This is a genomic window from Microcystis sp. M44BS1 (assembly GCF_020244875.1).
Taxonomy (GTDB): domain Bacteria; phylum Cyanobacteriota; class Cyanobacteriia; order Cyanobacteriales; family Microcystaceae; genus Microcystis; species Microcystis panniformis.
In genome coordinates this window covers 25,162-39,673 of record NZ_JADBVM010000185.1, presented here as the reverse complement: position 1 = coordinate 39,673, position 14,512 = coordinate 25,162, and the positions used below count along the sequence as shown (strand labels likewise).

Sequence of the window (14,512 nt, the reverse complement as noted above, 5' to 3'; positions counted from 1 at the left end):
GTTTGGTTCGGGATTGGGGGAAAAAAATAGGTCTATCTGTCGGGTTTCATCGCTGACTTCTTTGCTGATTTCGACGGTTCCCAGGGGAGAAAGTAATTGTTCAAGGTAATTTTTGGCAAATTGGTCATGGGGTTTCATGGACTGAGCAGTTAATCGATAATTCTCAATTGTATAGTTATTAAAAAAGTGGGTTTAAATAACCCACTTCTCAAATGATGATTAGTAGTTTTTGGAATCTGAATTTTCAAATTGTGCCAGAAACTATGAGCAGCCATGGCAATTATTCTCCTTGTCAATAGTGAGCAATTGCAAGATTATACTACCTCTTCGAGAAAATCATAAATTTTGTCTAATTGTTCCAAGGTCACTAAACCGTACTGCCAGAGAATCATCGGTAAATGAATTTTATCAGATTGGATCGCTCGCTCGGCCATAGCGATCGATTCTTGGGGAAGGGACAATTCCTCTTGTAGAAATCGTCGGAATTGGGAATAGGCAATCGTGGACATAGGGGGACTTTTTCCTCAATAGTATATCTCGTAATTTCAATAAAACACCACCTGCTCGGTTTCAAGGACAGTTAGTCCTGCGACCGTTTTTCTGTATCTAAGCTATCTCGATGATAGAGAGTGCTTTTCTAAAAATCGCTGGCTCTCTTACAAATAGTCCCGTTAGATCCAGTAGAATTTTGTCTCTGTTTAATCTATAGCAAGGGTAAAGATTATTCAATCTATGACTTGATAGACTATAAAAATCTTAATCGATATGGTTATATCTTAAACAGTATAAATGCGTAATAGCTTCTAAAAGCCATACTTATATTTCCAGACAAGGGACACTTTTTATAAGAAAGTTAACACCATTTTCAAAAATCAAGGTCTTGAGATCAACTCAATCTTAATTTTATTTCCTTCTTTCACTCCTAATTCTTTCGCTCGACCCCCAGCTAGTTCAATCACTTGATTAACCATGGTGTTTGGCCCATAGACAGGACAAGGATCCACAGCACAAGGGGGAACATTGAGCAAAACTGCTTTTACTATACCATCTTTTAGAAAAATCATGTCTAGAGGAATCGAGACATTTTTCATCCAAAACCGGGCTACCAGAGGTTGTGCAAAGGGAAATAGCATACCGCGATTTTTCTGCAAAGACAAGCGATACATTAAACCCTTGGCCTGTTGTTCGCTGGTTTGAGCAACTTCTAACTCAATCATCTCACCATTAATATCTGCTTTGGCCGTGATCGGTAATATTTGCCCTTGATTCTCAGTCGTAATCTGACCCATCGAACTATTATTACCATTGAGATTAGTCGATTGACAACTCAGCAGCAACAAACCTAAAAATAATGTTAACTTGATCTTGAGCATAAATGATTTTTTACCAGTCATCACCAATAGTTATCAATACTTAATTTTCCTAGGATAACTGAAGAATTAAGCAGATAAGACATTAACACAAAGTAGCGACAGAAAATATAAAGATAGTATTAAAAATATCTAGCATGGGGGTGAGCATCCTTCCTTGAGGATTGTTAGAACGTATATACTAGGAAAGTTCTCAAATTTATTTGCCGATTTTCCCCCTCAATTTTGCCCCAGTCCGGCAGCAGTCGATCGCCTTCGTAGGTTAAAATACCACTTATCTATATGATCGATTATTGTAGGCTCAGGAGCAATCACCATGACCGCAGAAAGTATGTTATTTAATGGGCCGATCGTGGCGAGCGTTCTCGTCCTCGTCGGATTAGCTTGGGGTTTTCTCCTCCTCAAAATCCAAGGTGGAGAAGCGGAATAGCTTGTTTTTCGGTTCATGGTTACTTTATTAGTAATCATGAACTATTTTTCTCCAGTCAAAAGTAATTAAGAGAAAATCAATAACTAAAATTTTATAGCTATACCTATGACCACTCCCACGATCGAGTTTTTTGTCGGTTTATCAGAAGAATTAAGCGGTGTTAGTCTCCGCAAAAATAAAAATACCGGGATTCGCAATGTCCTGATGACTTTTAAAACCCTGAAAGCGATCGAACGTTTCCAAAGTTTCACCACCCGCACCTACGGTGATCTCCGTCTCACCGATGAGGAAGGAGTGATTACAGTTATTCCCAACTCGACTAAGTTTATTTTTGGAGGAGATGAAGGGGATGAAATTCAACGGGTAGAATGTGGTTTTGAAATCACCGATGAACACTGGGAGCGTTTTATGCGCTTTATGAATCGTTACGCGGCCGCCAACGGGATGGGGTATCAGGATAAGTGAGAAGACAGGAGTGGGGTGATGGGGTGTGGGGTAATGGGGGAATGGGGTGATAGGGTGATGGGGAGATAGGGGAATGGGGAAATTTCAACTAAAACCCTAAAACCCTAAAACCCTAAAACCCCAACTCTCAACTCCTGAATTCTGATAGTTAAAAACCAGCTAAAATAAGGATAAATTTAGTCAAGAAACCATGAAAATAGCGATTACTGGGGCGACGGGATTTGTGGGTAGTCGATTGGTGGTCAAACTCTATGATCGCGGCGATGACATCCTAATTTTGACTCGCAATCCCGATAAAGCCCTAAGAATGTACCCAAAGTCAATCTATCCTAAGATAGAGATTATTCCCTATATCGCCACAGAATCGGGGGATTGGCAACAAGAGATTTCCGGATGTGACGCAGTGATTAATCTAGCGGGAGAACCGATTTCGGAACGCTGGACCGGTGAAGCAAAACAGGCGATCGTTGCTAGTCGGCAAATCGGCACCGAGAAAATTGTCGAGGCGATCTCGCGTAGCGAGCGCGTTGCGACCGCACTTGCCGCCCAGAAACCGCAAGTTTTAATTAACTCCTCGGCGATCGGTTACTATGGAACCAGTGAAACCGCTAGTTTTGACGAAAATAGCCCTCCCGGTGACGATTTTCTGGCAGATGTCTGTAAAAAGTGGGAAACAGCCGCCCAAAAAGTTAAAGATTACGGCACTCGTTTAGTCATTCTTCGCACGGGTATTGTTTTAGGCAATGGGGGTGCTTTAGGGAAAATGATCCCACCCTTCAAACTTTTTGCCGGCGGTCCGATTGGCAGCGGTCGTCAGTGGTTTTCTTGGATTCATCGGGATGATTTAATTAATTTAATTATCTATTGTCTAGATCGCCCAGAAATTAACGGTACTTTCAACGCTACTGCACCCAATCCCGTCCGGATGAAAGAATTCTGTCAGATTTTAGGGGAAGTAATGAAGCGTCCTTCTTGGTTGCCAGTGCCGGATTTTGCCCTGGAAATTCTCTTGGGAGAAGGAGCAAAAATCGTCTTAGAAGGTCAAGAAGTGCTGCCAAAAGCCACTCAAGCGATCGGTTTTGACTATCGTTATCCTAATCTAGAAGCGGCCTTAGAGGAAATCGTCCCGAAAATGTAGAAATCTGATACAATAGCCGGACCGGGTGTTCTCAATCTATTTTTCACTCCAGACGGGATGGGAGAATAAAGAGGCAGCCACTCTCACCCCGCGCAGTTGATTTAACAGGGGTAAATGGCCCACGGGAGCGCTTAAATCCCAGATAAATTCCTGCGGGTATTTTGTCCAATTATTGCCATTTTTCCAGCCAATTTTCGGCCAAAGTTTCGGGAAATCTTGACCGACACCGAGCCATAATTTGCGCTGCACCGACCAACCGAATTTCCCTTCCGAATGAACTAACCAAAGATTATCAATAGTCTGAATGTCAACCTTGGGGAAAGCTTCTACTTCCGTAAAATAAACCCATTTCCTCTGTATTGCTCCTTCTCCTGCTAATTCACAGAGTTTTTGACGGGTGAGACTATCGGCAGTTTGAAAATCCTGTTTAGCCAATAATTCCTGTAAAAGTCGATAATCGATACCTTTAGCACTATCGAGGGGAACAATACCCGTGGGGAAATAATTAGCTAAAAATTCCTGGCTCTGAGCGCTATTATCTTGATAGAGCAATTGATAGGCCTTACCTGTCACCAGATTAACAGGAGTCGGCCGCTGGGCTAATAAAAAATCTCTCAATACAGTTAGGCCACCTTCTCCGTCCCCGGCTAATTGTGTCAGGATCTGTAATTGATTTTTCGGCGACTCGGTGGCTAATTGACTCATCTTACGGGTAATATCCTCGCTCTGTTCTTCTACTAACACGCCATTCTGGTCAGTCATATCATCACTTTTAAGACCACTCCTTCAATACTATTACCACTATTTCGGGGTCGCTGCTCGATTTTTTCCTGACAAAAAAGGGATTTTTAGCGGCCGACATTCCGCACCTCTTCATATACTTTTATATATTTTTACATTCCCCAAGATGTTTTGACGAAAAACCTTGATTGTAGAAACTACTATTGAGAACATTTTCAATAATTGATTTTTTCTGAGAAAAAAATTTACAATTCTTCACCTTGATCAAAATCCCTCATTGTAGCTATAATCCTTACTGGCAAGGGGTGGTCAGCAATATATTAGTAAAAATTATCAATTGAATGTTAAGAAGTGCGGACAGTGGGTACGAATTAATTACACTCATCGAGCCGACAACAATCTTGCTCGCTGTCGGCTCGATGGTTAATGCTGTCGATGGTAATGGCGAGAGACGGCGCTGACAGTGACAAATCCTAAGGATAGCAATCCCAAAGCGAGCGGACTGCTGCTTTCTGGTACGGCTGTCACCTCAGCAAAGGGAACGATAGTTTCAAACAGATACACGAGAGACGATCCCGATCCTTGGAAAGGAGAAAGATCAAGTCCTGGTAGTAATCTCAGTTGATCAAGGCTCAAGACCTGGCGAGTCGTTGCCGGATAGACAGTTCCTGATTTGCCAATGACTTTCTCGGAGACAAAATCAATCAGTACGTTTCCGACCTCGAAACCAGCGATCGCCAAACTGGGATCGGCAGCGGTACTGGCATCTCTGCCGTAGATTGTGGTAAAGGTAAATTCCAGATCTCCCGTCTCGTAGGTCAGATAGGACGCGCCAGCCACTCGCAAATCCAGATTGGGGGGGAACCAAGGGTCGAGGCCCGGACCAATTTCAACTAAGTCAGGAACATAGAGCCGACCGCAGAAGAGGCCTGGCGGTGAGGGATTGTAGGGATTACATGACAGATTAGTAGGAGCATAGGGATAAGTCGTTGAAAAATAAACAAAGGTATTGGTTTGTGTTGATCCAAACCCGCCGTTAATCACTTCAGTTGGGGAGAAAGTTTGTTGGAAATCTCGAAATGGGCCGATGGTGGTTTTGGCCGCGTAAGCAGGCTCGAGGAGAGCAATCATAAGCGAGCCAGCGCTCAAGAGAATGTTAAGAAAGACTGAACGCATCATGATAGTTTTTTCTATTCGACAAAATTACAGTTATTTGATATGCCATAATATCGTGGCGCATTGACGGGGTAAGCGCATCTTAACAATCCTTGACAAAATGAACTTTATCTGGGTTGCTTACCCACGATTCAGGCATATTCGAGTAGAATTTGCCATCTCAATTGTTAAGCCAAAATCGACCAAAAGGGTCGAGTTCGTAACTATTCTGATTGACTGGTATCACTTGAAATGACCACACAGCAAGCGGATGGCAAAAATGTCCAATTGTCAATAGCGTTTGAGATGCTCTCACCCTGAGCGCATTGAGAACTCAAGTCAAAGTTGTTCCATGACAAAAAAGGGATTTTTAGCAGGTGGTTGATCGTACACTGAAAGAGAGAACTATTTTGGTTATCTAGATCACCGACGGTCAAAATTCCCTTAACTGAATCGGGGATGCGCGGAGATTGTAACAAAAATTATCGATTTCTTGACAAAAAACACCGATCATGCTATCAACCGAACCTAAAATCAGCAATTCCGGACAAAAATATTTAGCCTATCAAGATTGTCTATCCCCGAATCAAACCCTGTTACCCCTGACAGCCAAGGTTAATAACCGCGATTGTCTAGAAATCGGTGGTTGTGATGTGACCACCCTAGTGGAACGTTTCGGTTCACCCTTGTATATTGTCGATGAAGTCACCCTCCGCACTGCCTGTGGTCAATATCTGCAAGGTTTCCAGACACATTATCCCGGAGAATCTAGGGTAATTTATGCCTCGAAAGCGTGGAATTGCCTGGCCGTATCGGCCGTGGTCGCTAGTGAAGGATTAGGTTTTGATGTGGTGTCGGCCGGAGAAATTCACACGGTGTTAACCGCTTTAGACCAGATCAATAAAACTGATGTGCCGATATACTTTCATGGTAATAACAAATCGATCGCCGAGTTAGAATACGCGATCGAGCATAACTGCATTATTATCGTTGATAACTGGCTAGAGTTAGAAAATCTGGTTAAATTAGGCGAAAATCGTCCTGATACTCCTATTCCGATCCTATTGCGCTTAACCCCCGGTATCGAGTGCCACACCCACGAATATATTCGCACGGGTCACTTAGACAGTAAATTTGGTTTTGACCCTCATCAAATCGAAGCGGTATTTGACTATGTTTTAGCTCATCCGCTGCTGAATTGTCTGGGTTTACACGCTCACATCGGTTCCCAGATTTTTGAACGTCAACCCCACCAAGACTTAGCCGCTGTCTTGGCAGATTGGTTTAAATTAGGTTTAGAACGGGGTTTACCCCTAGAGCAATTAAACGTCGGGGGTGGTTTAGGAATTCGCTACCTCGAAAGTGATGACCCCCCAAGTATCGAGGAATGGGTGCAAGCGGTGTCCTTAGCAGTGGCCAAAGCTTGTCAGGAAAGAGGTATCGCTTATCCGCTGCTCATTGCCGAACCGGGACGCTCTCTGATTGCCACCGCTTGCGTAACGGCCTATACAGTGGGTAATCGCAAAGAAATCCCCGAAATCCGCACCTATATCGCCGTCGATGGCGGAATGTCCGACAATCCCCGACCGATTACCTATCAATCGGTTTACCGGGCCGTGGTCGCCAATAAAATGAGTCAAGAATGTCAGGAAGTGGTGACAATAGCTGGAAAACACTGTGAATCTGGCGATATTCTAATTAAGGATATTGCGCTACCGAAAACCAACCCAGGGGATATTTTAGTGGTTTTAGCCACAGGAGCCTATAACTACAGTATGGCTTCTAATTACAACCGCTTACCCCGTCCGGCGGCGGTAATTGTCCAAAATGGAGAAGCTAATCTGATCCTTGAACGGGAAAATCTGGCGGATTTGCTGCGTCAAGACCGCCTACCCACTCGACTCTCCTTAATATAAACCTCATCGCTATTGTCCCCCCATGTCGGGTTTTTTTCTGGACCCTCGCCGGTTATTGTCCTGGATTCTCAGCCATGGTCTGTCATTCCTAGACTTTGGGTTAGTTCTCCTGCTTACCTATATGCTGCTGCTAATTATCGGCGAGCGGCGTACCTTTTGGATGGTGCGAGGACTAATCTATTTAATGCTGGCCTCGGTGATTAGCGATGCCCTAGGATTGCGCTTGCTGGGGTTAGTCCTAGAAAAATTGATTTTGGGGGCAGCTGTGGCGATCGCTGTGATTTTTCAGTCGGAATTTCGCCGTTTTTTAGAATTATTGGGCAAAGGTCAAGTATGGGAATTATTTCAAAAAAGTTCCCCCACTCCCAAGACCGATAATGTCATTGATGAGTTAGTGGACGCGGTGAAGGATCTATCTCAAAATCGCACCGGCGCGCTGATGGTATTAGAAACCAGTGGCAATCTCGACACCAAGGTGTTTGTCAATCCGGGGGTGACGCTAAATGGCGAAGTATCTAAGGAATTAATTCAAACTATTTTTCAAACTAAAACTTTACTGCACGATGGGGCCGTATTTATTCGGGGCGATCGAGTGGTGGCCGCTGGTGTTATTCTACCCCTATCGGAGCGCAGTACCTCTAGGCAATTAGGCACCCGTCATCGGGCAGCCATGGGCATTACCGAAAGGCTAGATAATTGTATCTGTATTGTGGTTTCTGAGGAAACCGGCTCGATTTCCCTCGCGTCGGGGGGTAATTTGGATCGGCCTTTAACCAGTAGTAAGCTAAAAGAGCTGCTCGAAGCGAAGTTTTCTCCGTCGGGAGAGGGGGAAGTGGTCGCACCGAGTTGGGGACGTTTAGGGCGTACAATTGGCTTAAAAGGTCGTCTAATCTTAGAAAAATTCTCCCGTTCGCCCAGAGCAACCCCGAAAGATAGAAAATGACTGTTAAACCGAGCTTATCACCAGAATTACCTACGGATTTAGATAAAAACCGTTTGCCTCAGCACGTCGCAGTGATTATGGATGGGAACGGTCGTTGGGCGAAAAGTCGTGGTTTACCCCGGATTATGGGCCATCAACGGGGAGTAGATGCACTCAAAGACTTGCTGCGCTGTTGTCGTGACTGGGGGATTCCCGCTTTAACTGCTTATGCTTTTTCGACGGAAAATTGGGGTCGTCCCCTGGAAGAAGTAGAGTTTTTAATGACTCTATTCGAGCGGGTTTTGCGGCGGGAATTGGAAGAAATGATGCAGCAAAATGTCAAAATTCGCTTTATTGGTAATTTATCGGCCCTGCCAGAGTCTTTAAGACGGGAAATTGCTAAATCTCAAGCAGAAACTAGCAAAAATTCCGGTATTCAATTTACGGTGGCTACTAATTATGGTGGCCGAGAGGAGATCGTGCAAGCTTGTCAGGCGATCGCTCGTCAGGTGCAACAGGGTTTAGTCTCCCCAGAAGCGATCGATGAATCTCTCTTTGAACAGTATCTTTATACTGCTGGGATTCCTAACCCAGACCTGTTAATTCGCAGTAGTGGGGAAATGAGAATTAGTAATTTTTTACTCTGGCAAATGGCCTACGCAGAAATCTACGTTACTGACACCCTCTGGCCCGATTTCGATCGAGTGCAATTTCACCGCGCTTTAAAAGATTATCAGGGTCGTCATCGTCGTTTTGGCAAATTATAAGGGCTGCAGCCCAAATTTAGCGAAATAGCCACTGTGGAGCAGTTAAAGGACAATTCTTGATTTTTCACTTTTAATCTTAAACTCCCTGGGGCAACGGTTAATACTCAATCCGTTAAGTATAGGTAACATATCAGGATAGGCACTCATGCAAGAGGCAACCCCCCCTGCCCCCCGACATCGGGGGGGGTAGGGGGAATAGATAATCAGTTTTTAATAACTGGATTTAGGTTAAACCGCGAGGGGAGGCAGTTTGTGATCCTCTCGATTTCCCCAATACGGTAATCCGTAAATCGGCCAGAGCTAGACTTTTTCCCCGACTAAAATAAAATAGGATGGAAAATAACTATCGACGATAAGCAGTTTTAAGATTATGGGATTCTTTGACTCAGAAGTGGTTCAACAGGAAGCTAGACAGCTATTTGAGGATTACCAGTCTCTCACACAACTGGGCAGCGAGTACGGGAAATTCGATCGAGAGGGTAAAATCATCTTTATCGATAGGATGGAGGAGTTAATGGAACGCTACAAGATATTTATGAAGCGTTTCGAGTTATCTGAGGATTTCTCCGCCCAAATGACCGTAGAACAGCTAAAAACCCAATTAGGTCAATTTGGTATGACTCCGCAAATGATGTTCGACCAAATGGAGCAAACCCTTGAGCGGATGAAGGCGGAAATTCGCTAAAATTGCCGATATTTATCGGGTATTGGCTGTCTTTTGCCCGATAATGCTCTCTCGCTGTTTACTGCTCGGAAAATTGGGGTTTCTGCGGGTTTTCGAGAACGATGATCTAATAATTTTAACTAGGTTAGCTGATGAACTCTAGGCCAGATTCACAAGAAAATATTGAGCCACCTCAGTATAGTGAAAAAACTAACCGCATTCAGGCAATTAGTCAACTGATTAAGGCGATAACCCCGTTAATTTGGGCTATAGTTGTTCTAGTGGTTATCGTGCCTCTTTTAGGGAAAATTTGGCTAGGAACAACCAGCAATGAACCGTTAAAAACTAAGGTTGCTACCGAAACTAACCTAGAGATTCCCGTCAGTATAACCAAAAAATCTAACAGTAAAATCGATCGAGAAATTAGCCAAGCTTTACAGACAGCGAGAGCCAATTCTCAAAGCTTTGCCCTAGGAGAAATTGAGGGATGGGTGGAGGAGTTGATGACAAGAGTAGATCAGGGTTTTTTGCCTTGGTATTTTAACTATTTCAATCAAAAACAATTTGAGGGTAAGGCCTTTTTAAGCGGATTATACTCCTCGATCGCTCACTGGGTCAATACAGATAATCCACCCCCGGAACAGGTGGTGGCAGAAAATTTGACCAAAACTATTCAAACCGAGTTTACTAAACGGGTAATTCGTCCCCAAGAGGCCCAATTACGTCTAGAGAGAATTACTAGGGATGCCGTTAATTTATATGTCAGTAATTTAAGCAATGAATTAGAGAATATTCAGGCCAGTTATCAAATTCCCCAAGGCAAATGGGATCGTTATCTTAGTGATATAGCCATAACAATTCAAGATACCGAGGGCAATATTTCTAACACATCAATTAAACTTTTAGTCGGTGGTGCCACTGCTTTGGGAGTTAAATCTCTCATCCCAGTGATGAAAGTGGGCAGCACAGTTTATTTGTCCCTAGCGGGAAAAACGGGGGCGAAAATTGCCACTAAAACCGGTGGAGCAGTAGCGAGTAGTTTTGGGGCAGAATTAATCGATCCAATCGTGGGAATTGGTTTGATAATTTGGGATTTATGGGACTATCAGCACACGGTAAACATTGAAAAACCAATTCTGCGGGATGCCATTTTTAATTATTTACAAGAAGTCAAATATGATCTAGTCAATAATCATCAAGGTAGCGTCCTTTCCTCTATTTATCAAATTGAAGCCAGTGTCAATAAATCCTTAGTGAGAACCTAAGTAGGGTTGGCTGAAAAAGTTTGTTGGTGGGGTTAGGAGTCAGGAGTACAATTGCATGAATGGGGCTATTATGAGGAATAAAAATATATTTATGAATCTATTCTTTCTATTAAGAGTAAATTAGACATCTCCAAAAATTATAACCCAGTCACAGCTTGCTTTTAGCTTATGTACTAATTAAGTAGTTCGATAACTGAAATGTATATCTATCGTTGCTAATTCAATTTCACTGAAAAAATATGAGGCAATTAAAATAATTTTTATTCGGGTATATTCCTTAACTAGAAAGACTTTTGGTCTTGAGATAATATTAGGTCGAGGTCTATTAGATACTGGAGTAAAGTTTAAAAAAAACTGAGAAAATACACAAAATCCAGATACGCTAAAAAAGTATATCTTCACTTTCAAAGCGTAAAGCGCGAAAGCGCAAGCGCGTCGGTGAAACCGAGGGTTCCTTCAAACCGACATTTTAGGTAAGTATCTAATCACAATTAATTACACATATAAGCCACTACTCCGTCAGACTTCTGCTGTGATCAGTAAACAGTGAACTGAAAACTCAAATCCGATCCCTAATAGCTGTATCCCGTCTCCCGTCTCCTGTATCCCGTCTCCCGTCTCGGAGTCTCGGAGTCTCGGAGTCTCGGAGTCTCGACTAGGAAATTAATTTTGCACGACTACTTAAATATAATATTCGAGACCCAATTTTTTTGATTGATTTATTAATAACTTTAATTTATATTCCCTTTCTTGTTGTTTTTTTACCTATTAGTATAGTCGTTGCTATTTGGGAAGAAATGACTGAGGACAAGGATTAAAAGGAGTATTCCCCATTTCTTGTTATCAAATGGCCTTAGCTCATCATAAAGGTCAAAGGTATTAAAGGTGTAAAGGTTACTGCCAACCGCGCAAATTAAAATAACCCACACAAAAATCAGCCCCTTTTCTGTAAAATTGGCAATAAATGGGACTCAATATGATCAAAAATGCGCGGCATATTTTTAATCCGTAGGGTGCGCTCTTCGATAGCGTAACGCACCGACAATTGTGGTGGGTGATTTTGGTTATGGTGGTGGGTTACGCGTTGCTAACCCACCCTACTGATTTACTTAATCCAAACAGTTTTAACGTTGACAAATTCGCGAATACCTTCCACACTTAATTCCCGTCCAAAACCAGAACGTTTAATACCCCCAAAGGGCAAGCGAGGATCGGATTTAACCATACCGTTAATAAACACACAACCGGCCTCAATTTCAGTAATTAAACGCTCAATTTCTTCGGGGTTATTCGTCCAAGCACTAGAACCTAAACCAAAGGGACTATCATTAGCTAAAGCGATCGCTTCATCGATATTTTTGACTCGAAATAGTAAAGCCACCGGTCCGAAAAATTCCTCTTTTTCCCCCGGAGAACCAGCAGGAATATCGGTTAAAATCGTCGGTAGATAGAAGTTACCTTTTCCCTCTAAACGTTGACCCCCCACAAGGACTTTACCACCCATAGCGACGGTTTTTTCCACTTGGGCGGCAATTTCCGAGATGATCGATGCCGTGGCCAAAGGACCGATATCAACAGTTTCATCGAGGGGATCACCAACTCTTAAAGCTTGGAATTTGGCCACTAATAACTGTTCAAATTGATCGGCGACAGTTTCCATAACAATAAACCGTTTAGCGGCGATACAAGTCTGACCATTATTTAACAATCGCGCCGTCACTGCCGTAGCCGCTGCCGCCTCGATATCGGCAGTATCTAAAACGATAAAAGGATCACTACCTCCCAACTCCAAAACCACTTTTTTGATCTGTTTTCCTGCGGCGGCCGCTAAACTCATCCCCGCCGGTTCACTACCAGTTAAAGTGGCGGCTTTTACCCGTTCATCGTTAATTAAATCACTAACGCGATCGGCCCCGATCAAAAGAGTTTGAAAAGCACCTTCGGGAAAACCGGCTTCTAATAAAATTCTTTCCACCGCTAAAGCTGATTGGGGGACATTAGAAGCGTGTTTGAGTAGGCCGACATTTCCCGCCATTAAAGCGGGGGCAGCAAAGCGAAATACTTGCCATAAAGGGAAATTCCAGGGCATAACCGCTAAAATCACCCCTAAAGGTTGATAACGGACAAAACTGCGACTAGCATCGGTGGTAATCAGCACATCTTCCAGATAACCGGCGGCATTATCGGCATAAAAACGACAAACCAAGGCACATTTGAGGACTTCTGCGATCGCTGATTTGATTGGTTTCCCCATTTCTAAAGTCATGGTTTTAGCCAATGCCACCTGATCCCGTTCCAAAATGTCCGCCGCTTGCCGTAACCACTGTCCCCGTTCACTGATGGCGGTGCGGCGATACTGCTGAAAAGTCGCCTCAGCTAGGGCCAATTTCGCCGCCAATTCCTCCGAGGTTAGAGGGGTAAAAGTCTTGAGAATTTCTCCCGTGGCAGGGTTAACTGAAGCGATACCCATATCCAATTGTCTCCTATCGAGGGCTATATCTCTAGTTTAGTTCTCCGGTTGTCCCGCTGCTGACATAATTCGATCGCTAATTGGATCGCCGCTTGCATACTCTGGGCCCTAGCGATGCCAAGACCGGCGATATCAAAAGCCGTCCCGTGGTCTGGAGAGGTGCGAACAAAGGGTAAACCGATGGTAGTATTAACAGCACAGTCAAAAGCCATTAATTTGACGGGAATTAGACCCTGATCGTGGTATAATGCCAGATATGCGTCGGCGGGTTGCCCTGCACCGCTAAACCAAGCGCGTCCCGGTTCCACCCAAAGGGTATCGGGGGGGACAAGGCCGATTAGTTGGGTTTGCGGGTATTGCTGCGCCATTGACTCTAGCCAAGGCTGTAACCAGTCTTTTTCTTCCCTTCCCAGTTTTCCCGCTTCGCCACTGTGGGGATTAAGGCCGGATATGGCGATTTTGGGGCGATCGATGCCGAAATCTAGCTTTAAAGACTCGATCAATAGGTCTAGTTTTCGGGTCATCAGATCGGGGTTAAGAGCATCAGGAACTTCTCGCAGGGGGATGTGGGTAGTGGCGAGGAGAGTGCGTAAGTTATAGCCGGTGTGAGGGGATTTAGCGACGAATAGCATCCCATAACGGTTAATTCCCGCCATGGTAGCTAAAACCTCCGTTTGACCGGGGAAATCATAACCGGCCAACTGCCAACAGGATTTAGCGATCGGACCTGTGACAATACCATCAAATTCGCCCTTGAGGGTGCGTTTTATGGCTTCTTGCAGGTAAAGAAAGCTAATTTCACCACTATGGGCATCCCCACGCCCGCAAACGATTTTTTCTTGATTGTAGGGCAAATCGATCAGAGAAAAGCGATCAAGAAGATGGGGATCGTGATAGGCTTTTTCGAGAAGCGTTCTGGTGCCGATTAGAGTAATCTGACAACCGGACGAGATTGGGGAATCGGCGATCGCTTTTAACACCACTTCAGGGCCGATTCCGGCGGGATCACCGACGGGGATAACTAGACGGGGAATAAAAGAGGCGGATTCCATAAATTTTGGCCGTCAATATTGCTAATTCTCCCGATTAATCTCATCGTTGATAATTATCAGGAGGGAATAAATCAGTAAACAATTTTCAGTTTACCTAAAATGTCGGATGAATGCCCCCGCTAAATTTTTTGACAAGACATCAACCTTTGCGGGGGAT

General features: G+C 43.9%; 14 protein-coding genes. 8 read left to right on the top strand and 6 right to left on the bottom strand.

Annotated features, from left to right (window positions below; translation table 11 throughout):
• Window positions 1-314: 314 nt before the first annotated feature.
• A complete protein-coding gene (locus IM515_RS14990; protein WP_002767245.1) occupies window positions 315-509 on the bottom strand; it encodes a DUF2949 domain-containing protein in 195 nt (64 codons plus the stop codon).
• 363 nt (window positions 510-872) lie between these two features.
• Window positions 873-1,394 carry a DUF192 domain-containing protein gene (locus IM515_RS14985; RefSeq protein WP_287628967.1) on the bottom strand — a complete coding sequence of 174 codons (522 nt, stop codon included), beginning with the start codon at window positions 1,392-1,394 and terminating at the stop codon, window positions 873-875.
• A gap of 292 nt (window positions 1,395-1,686) precedes the next feature.
• Here IM515_RS14985 and petM point away from each other — a divergent pair, with 292 nt between their 5' ends.
• The 3 genes from petM to thyD all read left to right on the top strand — a co-directional run bounded on the left by petM (window position 1,687) and on the right by thyD (window position 3,403).
• Complete coding sequence (gene petM / locus IM515_RS14980) at window positions 1,687-1,800, top strand: cytochrome b6-f complex subunit PetM (protein ID WP_043995981.1); 114 nt, start codon at window positions 1,687-1,689, stop codon at window positions 1,798-1,800.
• Window positions 1,801-1,905: 105 nt separating this feature from the next.
• The gene (gene psb28 / locus IM515_RS14975) at window positions 1,906-2,265 is read left to right on the top strand and encodes a photosystem II reaction center protein Psb28 (protein WP_002753287.1); all 360 of its coding nucleotides are present in this window, start codon (window positions 1,906-1,908) and stop codon (window positions 2,263-2,265) included.
• Between the two features lie 190 nt (window positions 2,266-2,455).
• Complete coding sequence (thyD, locus tag IM515_RS14970) at window positions 2,456-3,403, top strand: thylakoid membrane protein ThyD (RefSeq protein WP_287628968.1); 948 nt, start codon at window positions 2,456-2,458, stop codon at window positions 3,401-3,403.
• Window positions 3,404-3,439: 36 nt separating this feature from the next.
• On the opposite strand, the gene IM515_RS14965 is transcribed toward thyD, so the two are convergent.
• Complete coding sequence (locus tag IM515_RS14965) at window positions 3,440-4,165, bottom strand: GUN4 domain-containing protein (RefSeq protein WP_287628969.1); 726 nt, start codon at window positions 4,163-4,165, stop codon at window positions 3,440-3,442.
• A gap of 402 nt (window positions 4,166-4,567) precedes the next feature.
• A complete protein-coding gene (locus IM515_RS14960; RefSeq protein WP_287628970.1) occupies window positions 4,568-5,323 on the bottom strand; it encodes a hypothetical protein in 756 nt (251 codons plus the stop codon).
• 488 nt (window positions 5,324-5,811) lie between these two features.
• Here IM515_RS14960 and lysA point away from each other — a divergent pair, with 488 nt between their 5' ends.
• The 5 genes from lysA to IM515_RS14935 all read left to right on the top strand — a co-directional run bounded on the left by lysA (window position 5,812) and on the right by IM515_RS14935 (window position 10,833).
• On the top strand, window positions 5,812-7,215 hold the full coding sequence (lysA, locus tag IM515_RS14955; protein WP_287628972.1) for a diaminopimelate decarboxylase: 1,404 nt from the start codon (window positions 5,812-5,814) through the stop codon (window positions 7,213-7,215).
• A gap of 22 nt (window positions 7,216-7,237) precedes the next feature.
• Window positions 7,238-8,158 carry a diadenylate cyclase CdaA gene (gene cdaA, locus IM515_RS14950; RefSeq protein ID WP_002767240.1) on the top strand — a complete coding sequence of 307 codons (921 nt, stop codon included), beginning with the start codon at window positions 7,238-7,240 and terminating at the stop codon, window positions 8,156-8,158.
• Window positions 8,155-8,904 (top strand): polyprenyl diphosphate synthase, encoded by a 750-nt coding sequence (gene uppS / locus IM515_RS14945; protein ID WP_193961105.1) that lies wholly within the window; start codon window positions 8,155-8,157, stop codon window positions 8,902-8,904. Before cdaA ends, uppS begins: the two co-directional genes overlap by 4 nt.
• A 370-nt stretch (window positions 8,905-9,274) precedes the next feature.
• The gene (locus IM515_RS14940; protein WP_002767238.1) at window positions 9,275-9,589 is read left to right on the top strand and encodes a DUF1825 family protein; all 315 of its coding nucleotides are present in this window, start codon (window positions 9,275-9,277) and stop codon (window positions 9,587-9,589) included.
• Window positions 9,590-9,720: 131 nt separating this feature from the next.
• On the top strand, window positions 9,721-10,833 hold the full coding sequence (locus IM515_RS14935; protein ID WP_287628973.1) for a hypothetical protein: 1,113 nt from the start codon (window positions 9,721-9,723) through the stop codon (window positions 10,831-10,833).
• Window positions 10,834-11,938: 1,105 nt separating this feature from the next.
• Here IM515_RS14935 and IM515_RS14930 read toward each other — a convergent pair.
• On the bottom strand, window positions 11,939-13,303 hold the full coding sequence (locus tag IM515_RS14930; RefSeq protein ID WP_193960356.1) for an NAD-dependent succinate-semialdehyde dehydrogenase: 1,365 nt from the start codon (window positions 13,301-13,303) through the stop codon (window positions 11,939-11,941).
• A gap of 23 nt (window positions 13,304-13,326) precedes the next feature.
• Entirely contained in the window at window positions 13,327-14,355 is a 1,029-nt protein-coding gene (pdxA, locus tag IM515_RS14925; RefSeq protein ID WP_287628974.1) for a 4-hydroxythreonine-4-phosphate dehydrogenase PdxA, read from the bottom strand.
• Between the last annotated feature and the right edge of the window lie 157 nt (window positions 14,356-14,512).